Here is a 13090-nt window from a genome sequence, read left to right on the forward strand (position 1 = left end):
CCCGGCTTCCGAGCAATGACCCGCCGAGTACCTGAGGAACTGACCGTGGACGCCCTCGACACCCGGCTCGACGCCGGAACCTACGAGGTCCTGCGTGGCCGGCTCGCCCGGTCCGCCGCCGAACTCGCCGACCGCGCCCAGGCGTTGAACGCCCGCCGGGTCGAGGAGTTCGGCGGCGGGCAGCTGCGGCTCACCGGCACCGGGCGGCTCACCACCGCCCGGCCCTGCCTCCCGCAGGACCTCACCGCCGCCGGCGGACTGCTGCTGCTCGGCACCCGCCCCACCGGAGCCGCGGACGGCGCCGAACCCTCCGCCGACCCCGCCGACTCCCCGGGCGCCCCCGGGACCGTCGGGGACCTCGGGGCCGTCGGGGACCTCGGAGTCCTCGGGGTCCACCGCCCCGACCTCTCCTCCGCCCCCGCCGAGGGCACCCTCCTCGACGACCCCCGGCTGCGCCAGGACCTCGCCGACCTGCGGCGCTACTTCCGCGACGCCCGGCTGGAACGGCTGCGCCCCACGGAGGGCCGCCTGCTCGCCGTCTTCCGCACCGGCCCGGCCGCCGCCGACGTCCGGGTCCTGCGCTGGCGCCTCGACGACGGCGCCGACGACGCCCGGCCCGCCTACCTCGACGGGCGCGGCGAACGCGACCACACCCCCGCCGACGGGCAACAGCTCCCCTGGACGGCCCTGACCCGCGACGACCAGCTGCCCGTCGGCCCCGGCCGCCCGCCCCGCGCCGACCTGGCCGGCGAACTGCACCTCGGCGTCGACGGCGGCCGGCTGACCCTCACCGCCCCCGACGGCCGGGAACTGCACCGCGAACCGCTCACCGACGCCCTGCAGACCCTCGCCGACGCACAGATCGCCCACGCCCGGCTGGGCACCCTGCTGCTGGTCCGCGTGCGCCCCTACCAGGAGGACACCGTCCGGCACCTGGTGGTGCACCTGCCCACCGGCACCGTCACCCGGATCGACGCGCTCGGCCAGGCCTGCCTGCGCCTGCCCGCCGACCAGGGCGTGGCCTTCCCCGGCGGCTGCCACCTCGCGGACGGCACCGTGCGCACCTTCGACCAGCCCGTCGACGGCCTGGTGTACGAGCGCACCGTCCACTCGCCCAACGGCGAGGACGTGCTGTACGAGTTCCGCTCCCCCGCCGACGGCCGCGCCCTGCTGCAGCCGTACAACAGCGTCCGCCAGGAAGCCGCCGCCCCGCTGCCCTGCCAGGGCTACGCGCTGCTCGCCGACGGCACCCTCATCGCCCTGCGCCCGGCCGAGGACGGGCCCACCCGGCTGCACCCCGTCCAGCTGTGGCAGACGCCGTTCACCAGCGAACGCTTCGCCGCCGAACAGCTGCCCGGCACCGGGCCGTTGGCCCGCATCGGCAACGCCGACCTGGTCCGCGGCCTGGCCGACTGCCTCGCCGTCGCCCGCCTGGCCGCGGCCGGCGCCGACACCCCGGCCGGCCACCAGGCCGTCCTCGCCGCCTGCACCCGCACCGCCGACCGCCACCACTGGCTGGGCCAGAACGGCCTCGGCGACCTCGCCGCCCCGCTCGCCGAGATCCGCGACACCGCCCGCCGGGTCATCGCCGAATACGACGCGATCGCCCAGCTCACCGCCCACGCCGCCGCCCGGGCCGACGAGACCGCCGACCACGTCGAAGGCCTGCTGCGCACCGCCCGCGGCGAAACCCTCGCCGACGCCGCCGAATGGGTCGACCGGCTCGCCGGGCTGCGCCGCGCCCAAGGCCGGGTCGAAGCCCTGCGCGACCTGCCCCGCGCCGACCCGCACCGGATCGACGCCCTCGCCGCCCACCTCGCCGAAGGCCTGGCCGAGGCCGCCGACCGGGCCGTCGGCCAACTCGCCGAACCAGACGCCTTCCAGCCGCACCGGCGCCGCGCCACCGAACTCGCCGAGGCCTGCGCCGCCATCGCCACCGCCGCCGAGGCCGAACCGCTCGGCGGCGAACTCACCGCCCGGAGCGAGGAGCTGCAGACCGTCTCCGAACTCGTCGGCACCCTCGACCTGGCCGACGCCACCACCCGGACCGCCATCCTGGACCGGCTCGCCGACGTCCTCGGACTGCTCAACCGGGCCCGCACCGCGCTCACCGTACGCCGCCGGGAACTGCGCACCCGCGAAGCCGCCGCCGAATTCGCCGCCGAGACGGCCCTGCTCGGCCAGGCCACCACCGCAGCGCTCGCCGCCGCCGACACCCCCGAAGCCTGCGACGACCAGCTCGGCCGGCTCCTCCTGCGGATCGAGCAGCTGGAAACCCGCTTCGCCGACGCCGACCCGGCCCTCGGCGAACAGCTCACCGACCGGCGCACCGAGATCCACGACGCGCTCACCGCCCGCCGCCAGCACCTCCTGGAGGAACGGGCCCGCCGCGCCGACCGGATCGCCGCCTCCGCCGACCGCATCCTCGACACCCTGCACCGGCGCCTGGCCGCCCTCGACACCGCCGCCGAGATCGACGCCGCCCTGGCCGCCGACCCGACGGCCGTCAAACTCCGCGACCTGGCCGGCCAGTTGACCGCGCTCGGCGACCGCGTCCGGGCCGAGGAACTGACCGGACGGCTGCGCGCCGCCCGCGGCCGCGCCCACCGCTCCCTGCGCGACCGCGCCGAACTCGCCGGGGACGGCCCCGGCACCCTGCGACTCGGCCGGCACCTGTTCGGCGTCACCACCCAGCGGCCCGAACTAGCCCTCGTCCCCTGGCGCGGGCGCCCCGCCTTCACCCTCACCGGCACCGGCTACCGCTCCCCCGTCACCGACCCGGCCTTCGCCGCCACCGCACGCTACTGGGACCGCCCGCTGCCGTCGGAGACCCCGCAGCTCTACCGCGCCGAATACCTCGCCGCGAGCCTGCTGGCGGCCGCCGAGCAGGGCTCGCTCACCACCGAAGCGGACCTGCTGGACCACGTCCGCCGGGCGGCCGAGCAGCGGCCGGACGAGGGCTACCAGCGCGGCGTGCACGACCACGACGCGGCGCTGCTGCTCCGCGCGCTGCTCGAACTCGCCGCCGAGGCAGGACTGTTGCGGCACCCGGCAAGCGCCCGGGCAGCCGCGCAACTGTACTGGGCGCACGGCACCGACGAGCGGCAGCGGCTGCTCTGGCGCACCCGGGCCCGCTCGCTCGGGCTCGCCCGCGAGGCCTTCGGCGGTGCCGCCCCCGCGGCGGCACTCGACGGACTCGCCCGCGAACTCACCGCGGCCGTCGCCCGGTTCGTCCCCGACGCCGGCCCCGCCGGGCCCTACCTGGTCGCCGAACTCGCCGCCGCCACACCAGCGTTCGTCCACTCGGCCGGCGCCGCCGCACTGCTCGACAAGTTCCGCGCCGCCCCCGAGTCGGCCGGCCTCACCGAAGCCCTGGCCGCGCTGCCCGACGAGCCCGGGCTACTGCCCGCACGCCGCCAGCTCGCCGAAGCCTGGCTGTCGGCGTGCGCCGCCGACGCCGACCCGGCCGACCTCGCCGAGGCCGCCGCCGTCCTGCTCTGCCCGTCGCTGCCGCGCCGGCCCGCCGAGGGCGCCGTCGGCACCCGGATCACCGGACTGCTCGGCGACCACCCTCGGCTGACCGGCGGCGCGCTCGACCTACGGTTGGACGAACTGCTCGCCCGGGTCAGCGAGTTCGAGGCCGTCGAGGTGCCCGGCTACCGGGCCTACCAGCGGCTGCGCGGCGAGCTGCTGGCCGCCGAACACGCCCGGCTGCGACTCGACCAGTACCGGCCCGCCCCGCTCAACGGCTTCGTCCGCAACCGGCTGATCGACCGGGTGTACCTGCCGCTGATCGGCGACAACCTCGCCAAGCAGCTCGGCACGGCCGACCCCGGCGGGCCCGTCGACCGCAGCGGCCTGCTGCTGCTGGTCTCCCCGCCCGGCTACGGCAAGACCACCCTGGTCGAGTACCTCGCCGAACGACTCGGCCTGCTGCTGGTCACCGTCAGCGGCCCGGCGCTCGGCCACCGGGTCACCTCGCTGGACCCGGCCGAAGCGCCCGACGCCACCTCCCGGCGCGAGGTGGAGAAGCTCAACTTCGCCCTGCACGCCGGCGACAACGTGCTGCTCTACGTGGACGACGTCCAGCACACCTCGCCCGAGTTCCTGCAGCGCTTCATCCCGCTGTGCGACGCGCAGCGCCGGATCGACGGCGTCTGGGACGGCGAGGCCCGCGAGTGGGACCTGCGCGGCAAACGCTTCGCCGTCGTGATGGCCGCCAACCCGTACACCGAGTCCGGGCGGCTGTTCCGACTGCCCGACATGCTCGCCAACCGGGCCGACGTGTGGAACCTCGGTGACGCCGTCGCCGGGCGCGACGACCTCTTCGCGCTCAGCTTCGTCGAGAACGCCCTGCCCGCCAACACCCACCTGGCCCCGCTCGCCACCGCCGAACACGCCGACCTGGACACCCTGCTCGCCCGCGCGGCCGGCGTCCCCGGCGGCACCCTGGCCGGCGCCTGGCCGGCCGCCGAGGTCGAGCGGATGACCGCCGTCCTGGCGGGCCTGCTCCACCTGCGCGGCACCGTCCTGGCCGTCAACCGCGCCTACCTCGACTCCGCCGCCCAGGACGACCGCGCCCGCACCGAACCCCCGTTCCTGCTCCAGGGCTCCTACCGCAACATGGCCAAACTCGCCCAGCGCCTCGACCCCGCCCTCACCCGGCCCGAACTCGACGCCCTCCTCACCGACCACTACCGCGCCGAAGCCCAACCCCTGGGCGCCGATGCGGAAGCACAGCTCCTGAAGCTGGCGGAGCTGCGCGGCAGCCTGACGCCGACACAGGCGGCCCGCTGGGAGGAGCTGAAGCGCGCCTGGCGGGGTTAGCCGGGCACGGCCACGCCCGGCGCCGGGCATGGACGGTGCGGGGGTGGACCGTGCCGGGGGCGGACGGTGCCGAGGGTGGATGGTGCCGGGGCTGGACGGTGCCGGGTGGGGGCGACGTGGCGGGTGCGGCGGGTCCGGCGGCGGTGGCGGACGCCGGCCGGGGGCGGGTGGGGATCTTCAGGCGGGTCGGTTCCGATCGGTCCCTTGCACTTCCGGGCGCGGCAGTTCTATCCGGCCGAGTGCGGCGTCCCGTCCGGCCCGGGGCCAGCCCCCGGGGAGCCGGGTCCTGGGAAGCCCGAACCTGGTGAACCCGGCCCTGTCGAGCCCGGCCCTGGTGAACCCGGCCCTGTCGAGCCCGGCCCTGGTGAACCCGGCCCTGTCGAGCCCGGCCCTGGTGAGCCGGGTCCTGCGGGCCGGTGTCCGTCCGGAGCGGCCGGCGCGTCCCAGGCCGGATCGGGCAGTCCCGGTACGGCTCGCCCCTCCGCCTGCCAGCGCCGGGCCAGCTCGGAGTAGATGGGCGCCTCGGGGTCGGGCATCGTGGGTGGCGCCACCCCGTGCAGGATCGTTTCTTCGACCGGCCGTCGCGGGACCGGCATCGCCCCAAATCCGCTCACACCCGCCCAACGCACCCCGCCCGCCACGGGACACGGCCGTGTCAACCGGGAGGCCCGCACACACCCCCTCGCGGGGCGTCCTCCCCCGGTGCGCAAGAAGTCGGCCCGTCCGACTTCCTGCGCACCCCCGACGATCAGCACCCGCGGTGCCCCACGACCGGCACCCCCACGACCGGCGTCTACCGCCGTCGGCCCGCCGCCAGCAGCTCGGACACCGTGGCGAGCTTCACCCGGGGCCGCCCCTCGGCCACGCCCCGCTCGCGTTCCGCCCGGTCCACCGCCCGCAGCTCCTTCAACCCGACCGCGTCCGGCCGCCGCTGCCGCACCAGCCGTTCGAAGTCCTTGCGGCCCGCACCCGGCCCCGGTACGGGCAGCGCGCGGGCAGTCGCGTCGTCCAGCAGCGCCTCGACGGTCTCGCGCGCGCAGGCCCGGTTGGCGCCGATCCCGCCGGACGGCCCGCGCTTGGCCCACCCGACCACGTACGTTCCCGGCAGCGGCTGCCCGGTCGCCGGGTCGACGACCCGCCCGCCCCGGTGTGCGACCGTCCCCGCCCGCTCGTCGAAGGGGAGGCCGGGTACCGGCACGCCCCGGTGGCCGATGGAGCGGACCACAAGTCCGGCCCGCAGCACGTCCCTCTGGCCGGTGGTCTCGGCCCGCTCCCCGTCCACGAGCGTGGTCCGCTCGACGGTCACGGCCTCGACCCGCCCGTCCCCGGAGACCTCGACCGGCGCCGACAGGAAGCGCAGCACGATCCGCCGCCCCGGCGCGGGTTCGGCGCTGCCGTCGTACGGGACCAGCGGCAGTCCGGCGAGCAACGCGCCCCGCGCGTCCGCCCCCACGAGCGAAGCGGCCACCGGGAGTGCCCCTGGGTCCGGGTCCGCGTCCGCCCCCGCCCCCGCGGCCGAAGCCGCCGCCTCGATCGCCGCCCGCACCTCCGGATGGTCCTCGACCACCACGTCCACGCCCGGCAGTTGCCGCAGCGCCAGGAACTCCGCCCTGGTCCATGCCGCCTGGTCGGGGCCGCGCCGGGCGAGCAGCACGACCTCCCGCACCCGGCTGCGGCGCAGCGCGGCGAGGGCGTGGTCGGCGATGTCGGTGGTGGCGAGCCGGTCGGGGTCGGTGAGCAGGATGCGGGCGATGTCGACGGCGACGTTGCCGTTGCCGACGACGACCACGCGCTCCGCCGAGAGCTCCACGGCGTCGGCCGGGACGGTCGGGTCGGCGTTGTACCAGCCGACGAAGGCGGTGGCGGGCAGGCTGCCCGGCAGGTCCTCGCCGGGGATGCCGAGGCGGCGGTCGGCGGCCGCGCCGACGGCGTACACCACGGCGTGGTGGTGGGCGGCGAGTTCCGGGTGGGTGAGGTGGGTGCCGATCTCCACGTTGAGGTGCATCCGCAGCCGGGGGTCGTGGAAGACGCTCGCGAAGCTGTCGGCGATCCGTTTGGTGGACTGGTGGTCGGGGGCGACGCCGTGGCGCAGCAGGCCGCCGGTGACCGGCAGCCGGTCGATCATGGTGATCTCGGCGCTGGTGCTGCGCAGCAGTTCCTGCGCGGTGTACCCGGCGGAGGGCCCGGTGCCGACGACGGCGATCCGCAGGACGCCGTGCTCGCCGGGCAGGCTGCGCGGGAAGCTGGGCCGGCCCCAGGCGTGGTCGTTGGGGTGGTCGCGGAACCAGTCGCGGTTGAGGTCGCCGAAGACGGTGTCGGGCCCGCGCAGCCGGTCGACGGGGAACACCGCGTCCACCGGGCAGGCGTCCGCGCAGGCACCGCAGTCGATGCACGCCTGCGGGTCGACGTACAGCATGTCGGTGGTGCCGAACTCCGGTTCGTCCGGGGTCGGGTGGATGCAGTTGACCGGGCAGACGGACACGCACGAGGCGTCGTTGCAGCAGGTCTGGGTGATCGCGTAGGCCATGGCCGGAGTGGGTCCTCGCTGTGTCCGGTGTCCGATGGGTCGCCAGGGTGGTCGGACCGGGCTCCTCGGAGCCGGTCCGCCCGCCGGTCAGAGCATGTGCACGCGGCGGTAGACGGCGGCGGAGCGGCTGGTGAGCAGCCCGGTCTCGGCGAGGAAGGCCATCAGGTGCCGGGAGCTGGTGCGCATCATCGCCTTGCGGTGCTCGCTGGCCCGCGCCTCGGCGAGCGCCCGTTGCACGTCGAGCCCGGCGGCCTTGTACACGCCGGGGTGGACCATGCTGCTGACGATGACGTACGCGCCCACGGCGATGCCGGTGGCCGAGGCGCGGCGGCGGGCCGGGCCGGCGTGGCGCATCCGTTCGCGGATCGCCTGCCGGGCGAACTTCATGTGCCGTGACTCCTCGACCACGTGGATGCGGGAGGTGCCGCGGACGATCTCCAGCACGTTCTCGCCGCGCATCCAGTCGCGCTGCATGACGTCGAGGACCTCTTCGGCCACCAGGATGCCGCCGTAGGCGAGTTCGCCTTTGGCGAGGGCCTTGAAGGCGCGTCCGGCCTGGGCGATCACCTTGTTCGGGCGGTAGGCGGGGACGCCCATCTTCTCGCAGGCCCGGGCGAACATGATCGAGTGGCGGCACTCGTCGGCGATCTCGGTGAGGGCGAACCGGAACTCGGCGCCGGCGGGGTCCTTGAGGTACTGGTCGCGCAGCACCATCTGCTGGAGGATCATCTCGAACCAGATTCCGGTGTTCATGATCGAGCAGACCTCGTGCCGGGTGAGGGTGACCCGCTGGCGTTCGGTCATCTCGTCCCACAGCCGGGTGCCGTAGAGCGTGCTCCACTCGGGGTTGAGGCCGTAGTGCTCCTCGGGGAGGGGGGCGTCCCAGTCGATCTCGGTCGAGGGGTCGTAGGACAGGGTGGCGGCCGACTCCAGCAGCCGCTTCGAGACGTCGTCGTCGGCGGTGGTGTGGCCGTGCTCCGTCTGCCGGATGAGAGCCATCGCTGCCTCCAGGTGCCTGCGCCGCGGGTTCCCGCTCACCCGCTTATTAGACGGACAGTACAATAAGAGGCCGTTGCCGAGAACCCCCTGCGCAACGAACTCCCTACGCCACGAACCCCCTGCGCAACGGTGAACGGCGGCGCCGGGCGGAGCAGAACGCAGGAAGGGCGGGCCTCGACGGGCCCCGCCCTTCCTGCGTTCTCTTCCCGCGATCCCGCGCTCCGGCGAGCTTCCGCCCGCTACGCCGCGCCCGGCGCCAGCGCCTTCCGCAGCGCCTCGGCCGCCTCGGCCGTCGCCTCCCGGAAGCGGTGGCCGATGCCGATGTAGTTGGCGTAGCCGTGGATGAGGTCCGGCTGCCGGCTCAGCCGCACCGCGACCCCGGCCTCCCGCAGCGCCTGCGCGTACGCCTCCCCCTCGTCGCGCAGCGGGTCGAAGCCCGCGGTGCCGATGTAGGCGGGCGGCAGGCCGGTGAGGTCCTCGGCGAGCAGCGGCGACAGGCGCGGGTCGGTGCGGTCGGCGGGTGCGGGTGCGTACTGGTCGACGAACCAGTCCATGTCGGCGCTGGTCAGGAAGAACCCGTCGACGAACAGCTCGCGCGAGCGGCGCCGGGTCGAGGCGTCGGCCGCCGGGTAGAGCAGCAGTTGGAACACCGGCACGGGGCCGCCCCGCCGTACGGCCTCCTGGGTCGCGACGGCGGCCAGGTTGCCGCCCGCGCTGTCCCCGCCGATCGCGATCCGCTCCGGGTCGGCGCCGAGGTCGGCCGCCTTGGCGTGCGCGTAGTCGAACGCGGCCAGCGCGTCCTCGGCCGCCGCCGGGAACACGTGCTCGGGCGCCAGCCGGTACTCCACCGACAGCACCCGTACGTGCGCCCGCTGCGCCAGGAACCGGGCGACGTGGTCGTGGCTGGCGCGGCTGCCGACCACCCAGCCCCCGCCGTGCAGGTACACCAGCAGGCCGGAGCCCTCCGCCAGGCCGTCCGGCGTGTACAGCGTCGCCGCCGTCTCCCCCTGCTCCCGCGGGATCCCGACGGCCCGCGCCGTCACCGTCCGCAGTGTCGCCCCGCCCACCAGGTGCCGCGCGTACTCCATCGCGGCCCGCGAGGGCTCGACCCCGCCGGGCAACACCAGGGCGGCCTTCGACAGTTGCTGCAGCCTGAGTATGAGCTGTGCGTCCAGCGCGAGCGTCTGCCCGTCCCGCACCAGCGGCTTGCCGGCGATCGCCCGCCGCAGACCCTCCGGCAGCGCGAAGGCGCCCCGGACGACGGCGGCCTGGATCCGGACGGGGAGTGGGATCGTCATCTCTTCTGCCTCCTGGGGGCGGTTCCACGGCAACCGGGAGCCCATGATGGGGCCGTGCCGGCGGACTTGGAAGCCCCGTCGACGCCCCCTCCACGCCCCCTGCACCCACCCCCGAGCCCGCCGGCCCCCGACCCACCGGCCCCGCGCCAAGCCCCGCGCCCCGGGTTGCCCGCCACCACCCGGGCCGTCGACGACCGGCCCCGCCGTCCTCACCCCGGTCGGCCGGCGGCCCTGACCCCCGGTCGGGAGCCTGCGCGCCCTGCCCGGGCGTGCGGGCTCACGCTCCCTGGAGGCCCGGCACGACCAGCCCGGACTCGTACGCGATCACGACCGCGTGGGTGCGGTTCTGCGCGCCGAGCTTGGTCAGCACGTTCCCGACGTGGGTCTTCACCGTCTCCAGGCTCACCGCGAGCGACTGCGCGATCTCCGGGTTGGACAGCCCGGTCGCCATCAGCCGCAGCACCCCCTCCTCCCGCCCGGTCAGCGCCGCGCGGGGCAGCGCCTCGGCGGAGTCGAGCGGGCGGGCGGCGACCATCCGGCGCAGGGCGGCGGGGAAGAGGACGGCCTCGCCGGCCGCCGCAACCCGTACGGCTTCGGCGATCTGCGGGACGGGCCGGCGCTTGAGCACGAAGCCGCTGGCTCCGGCGCTGAGGGCGGCGGTGACGTACTCGTCGTTCTCGAAGGTGGTGATCACGACGACCTTCGGCGGGTCGGTGTGCTCGGCCAGCAGGTGGCGGGTCGCCTCGATCCCGTTGCGGCGCGGCATCCGTACGTCCATCAGCACCACGTCCGGTCGCAGCAGCCGGACCTGTTCGACGACCGCGACGCCGTCGGCGGCCTGCCCGACCACGGTGATGCCCGGCTGGGCGCCGAGCAGGGTGCCGAGGCCACTGCGCGTCAGGGGGTCGTCGTCCGCGATCAGGACGGTGACGGGGGTTCCGGTGCTGGTCACGCGGCCCACCGTAGCGGCAGCCGGACGGCCAGCCGCCAGCGCTGCGGTCCGCCGCCGTGGCCGTGGCCGTGCCTGTCGCCGTGGCTGTCACCGTCACCGTGGCTGTCACCGTCGCCGTCGCCGTCGCCGTCGCCGTACGGCCCGGCTTCGAACTCGCCGTGCAGCAGGCGGACGCGTTCGGCGAGGCCGGGCAGGCCGTGGCCGGAGGTCGGGAAGCCGCTCGGGCCGCCCTTGATCCCGTTGACGACGCTCAGCTCCAACCGGTCCGCCGCCACCGCGACTCGGAGCCGGATCGGCCCGCCCGCGCCGTGCCGCAGCGCGTTGGTCAGCCCTTCCTGAAGGATCCGGTACGCGGCGCGGGAGAGCGTGCCCTGCACGCCGGTCGGGTCGCCGACGGTCTCCGCCTCCACGGTGGCGCCCGCGTGGCGGAGCCGGTCCAGGAGTTCGGGCAGGTCGGCGAGGGTCCGGGTGGGCGCGGCGGTGCCCGCCTCCTCCTCGCGCAGCACGCCGAGCACGTAGTCCAGGTCTTCGAGGGCGGCGCGGGTCGACTCCTCGATGCTGCGCATGGCGGCCCGCGCCGCTCCCGGGTCGGCGGAGAGCACTTCACCCGCGACGGCGGCCTGAATGGTGGCGGCGGTCAGGGTGTGCCCGATCGAGTCGTGCAACTCGTGTGCGAGCCGGTTGCGTTCGGCCAGGGCCCGTTCCCGCTCGGCGGCCGACGCCAGCCGCTCCGCCGGCGAGGGGCCGAGCAGGCGCGGCGCCAGCGACCGCAGCGCACTCGACACCGTCACGAACAGGGCCGCCGCCAGGGCGAGGCACAGCGCGGCCACTGCCCAACTCCAGCCGCCGGTGAGGTCCTTGGACCAGCCGAACCAGCTCAGCCGCGCCTCGCCCGCCGCGTACCCGCTGGGCAGGAACAGCCCCATGACCAGCAGCACGCCGCCGCCGAGGACCACCACCCAGCCCAACACCACGTGCAGCACCAGGAACACCGGCGTCCGCCACCGCTCACCGGCGGGCGCCGTCACCGGATCCGGCAGCGCCACCCCGAGCAGCCGCCGCGCCGACCGGACCAACACCCGCCGCGTCGCACCGGCCAGCCCGACGACCCCGACCAGCACCGCCCAGAGCACCAGCGACAGCGCCGCCTGCAGCACGTAGGGGGCCGAGCCCATCCCTGCCGCCGGCACGAGCGCGAACAGCGCCAACGGCAGCCCGGCCAGCGCCCCGAGAACGGCGAACAGCACACCCGTGTACGTGGAGCCGCGCAGCAGCGGCCGAATTCCCTTGATCATGGCCGCCAGTATTGTTGGGCGCTCCGGAGCCGACCTCCCCCGATCGAGGGAGGCACGCGGCGGGGGCGGTTCCTGAAAAAGAAGCGGCCGGTCGATCCGAAGATCGACCGGCCGCTCTCTGTGCGCGAGGGGGGAGTTGAACCCCCACGCCCTTTCGGGCACTGGAACCTGAATCCAGCGCGTCTGCCTATTCCGCCACCCGCGCATCTGGGTGATGGGTCAAGCATAGACCATCCGGAGGGGTGCCTTTGACCACCTCCGGACGACGCCCGTGCACGTCGCCGGGGAGTCCGTCGGGTTGCCGCGAACGACTGGCTGCCGAGACAGCCGATGGAACAGCGTCGGGGGCAGGGCATCGACGGATGCCTGCCCCGGTGTCACTTGGGTCGGTGTCACGCCTCGACCGGGAAGTCGCCGGCGCGGACGGATTCGACGAAGGCGCCCCAGGCGGTGGCAGGGAACACGAGGGCCGGGCCGCTCGGGTCCTTGGAGTCACGCACGGGGACGAGGCCGGGGAAGCCGGGGGCCACCTCGATGCAGTTGCCGCCGTTGTTGCCGCTGTAGCTGCTCTTCCGCCAGGCGGCTGCGGCGAGCTCGTTGCTCTTCATCTTTGAAACCCTCCAGCGCCTCGGCGATCATCCGAAGCGAGTCGCTCTCCGACAGGCATTCGCCACGGAGCTGATCATAGCGACGCTGGTGCTTGGCGACATTGGCGGAATCATCGCTCAGATGCCCTCGATCGAGACTCTCCGAGTAGACCAAGCGCTGTCCGTCCGGCAGCTCCAGCAACACCATATCCGTGTTGATGATCGTCCGCCGATTCGAATACGGCGCGACGTGAATGATGACGTTCGAGAGCTGGGCCACCCTTAGCAGGTGCTCCATCTGACACCGCATCACCGTCGGCCCGCCCACGACGGTGCGGAGGGCACCCTCATCGAGAATGACCAGCAGCAGCGGCCCGTCAGGCACGTCAGCTCCTCGATCTCCTCTGGCTTACCAGCCGCGTCGCCGCCTCGACGACTGCCACGACGCCCTCCTCGCCCACCCCCGACCCGGCTCCGAAGCCGACACCGGCGAACTCCTCGAAGCCCTCGGCGTCTTCGACACCGCCGCCTACCTCTCCCTCACCGCCGCCCACCCCATGCCCCGCACCGGCAACCCCACCCGCTACTGGACCGCCCTCGTCGCC

8 protein-coding genes, 1 tRNA gene and 1 pseudogene are annotated in these 13090 nt (G+C 75.0%); 2 read left to right on the forward strand and 8 right to left on the reverse strand.

Features of this window, described 5'->3' with window-relative positions; genetic code table 11:
- Window positions 1-45 precede the first annotated feature (45 nt).
- A complete protein-coding gene (locus IF30_RS0117140; RefSeq protein WP_234322727.1) occupies window positions 46-4827 on the forward strand; it encodes a DNA repair ATPase in 4782 nt (1593 codons plus the stop codon).
- Window positions 4828-5620: 793 nt separating this feature from the next.
- On the opposite strand, the gene IF30_RS0117145 is transcribed toward IF30_RS0117140, so the two are convergent.
- From IF30_RS0117145 to IF30_RS50795, 8 genes and pseudogenes are all read right to left on the reverse strand, one after another.
- The gene (locus IF30_RS0117145; RefSeq protein WP_030238584.1) at window positions 5621-7354 is read right to left on the reverse strand and encodes an FAD-dependent oxidoreductase; all 1734 of its coding nucleotides are present in this window, start codon (window positions 7352-7354) and stop codon (window positions 5621-5623) included.
- A gap of 87 nt (window positions 7355-7441) precedes the next feature.
- Window positions 7442-8353: an AurF N-oxygenase family protein gene (locus IF30_RS0117150; RefSeq protein ID WP_030238587.1), complete on the reverse strand. Its 912-nt coding sequence runs from the start codon at window positions 8351-8353 to the stop codon at window positions 7442-7444.
- A 239-nt stretch (window positions 8354-8592) separates the two neighbouring features.
- Window positions 8593-9651, reverse strand: coding sequence for an alpha/beta hydrolase (locus IF30_RS0117155; protein WP_030238590.1), 1059 nt, complete (start codon window positions 9649-9651; stop codon window positions 8593-8595).
- A 277-nt stretch (window positions 9652-9928) separates the two neighbouring features.
- Window positions 9929-10603 (reverse strand): response regulator transcription factor, encoded by a 675-nt coding sequence (locus tag IF30_RS0117160; protein WP_234322728.1) that lies wholly within the window; start codon window positions 10601-10603, stop codon window positions 9929-9931.
- Window positions 10600-11898: a histidine kinase gene (locus IF30_RS0117165; protein WP_078891447.1), complete on the reverse strand. Its 1299-nt coding sequence runs from the start codon at window positions 11896-11898 to the stop codon at window positions 10600-10602. The genes IF30_RS0117160 and IF30_RS0117165 overlap by 4 nt, the downstream gene beginning before the upstream one ends.
- Before the next feature lie 121 nt (window positions 11899-12019).
- Window positions 12020-12103, reverse strand: a tRNA-Leu gene (locus IF30_RS0117170).
- 187 nt (window positions 12104-12290) lie between these two features.
- Complete coding sequence (locus tag IF30_RS0117175) at window positions 12291-12506, reverse strand: DUF397 domain-containing protein (RefSeq protein WP_030238598.1); 216 nt, start codon at window positions 12504-12506, stop codon at window positions 12291-12293.
- Window positions 12507-12585: 79 nt separating this feature from the next.
- Window positions 12586-12870, reverse strand: a pseudogene (locus tag IF30_RS50795) (Scr1 family TA system antitoxin-like transcriptional regulator); the annotation flags it as partial.
- On the opposite strand from IF30_RS50795, the gene IF30_RS0117180 reads away from it, so the two are divergent.
- The coding region (locus IF30_RS0117180) for a hypothetical protein (protein WP_030238600.1) at window positions 12842-13090 on the forward strand (249 nt) is incomplete at its 3' end. The pseudogene IF30_RS50795 and the gene IF30_RS0117180 overlap by 29 nt on opposite strands.

The sequence above is a fragment of the Streptomyces sp. NRRL S-350 genome (assembly GCF_000719705.1).
Classification (GTDB): Bacteria; Actinomycetota; Actinomycetes; order Streptomycetales; family Streptomycetaceae; genus Kitasatospora.

Excerpts from the sequence above, each read along its gene's own strand:
- IF30_RS0117145 (WP_030238584.1), bottom strand. The coding sequence starts at position 7,354 with ATGGCCTACGCGATCACCCAGACCTGCTGCAACGACGCCTCGTGCGTG.
- IF30_RS0117150 (WP_030238587.1), bottom strand. The coding sequence starts at position 8,353 with ATGGCTCTCATCCGGCAGACGGAGCACGGCCACACCACCGCCGACGAC.
- IF30_RS0117155 (WP_030238590.1), bottom strand. The coding sequence starts at position 9,651 with ATGACGATCCCACTCCCCGTCCGGATCCAGGCCGCCGTCGTCCGGGGC.
- IF30_RS0117165 (WP_078891447.1), bottom strand. The coding sequence starts at position 11,898 with ATGATCAAGGGAATTCGGCCGCTGCTGCGCGGCTCCACGTACACGGGT.
- IF30_RS0117175 (WP_030238598.1), bottom strand. The coding sequence starts at position 12,506 with ATGAAGAGCAACGAGCTCGCCGCAGCCGCCTGGCGGAAGAGCAGCTAC.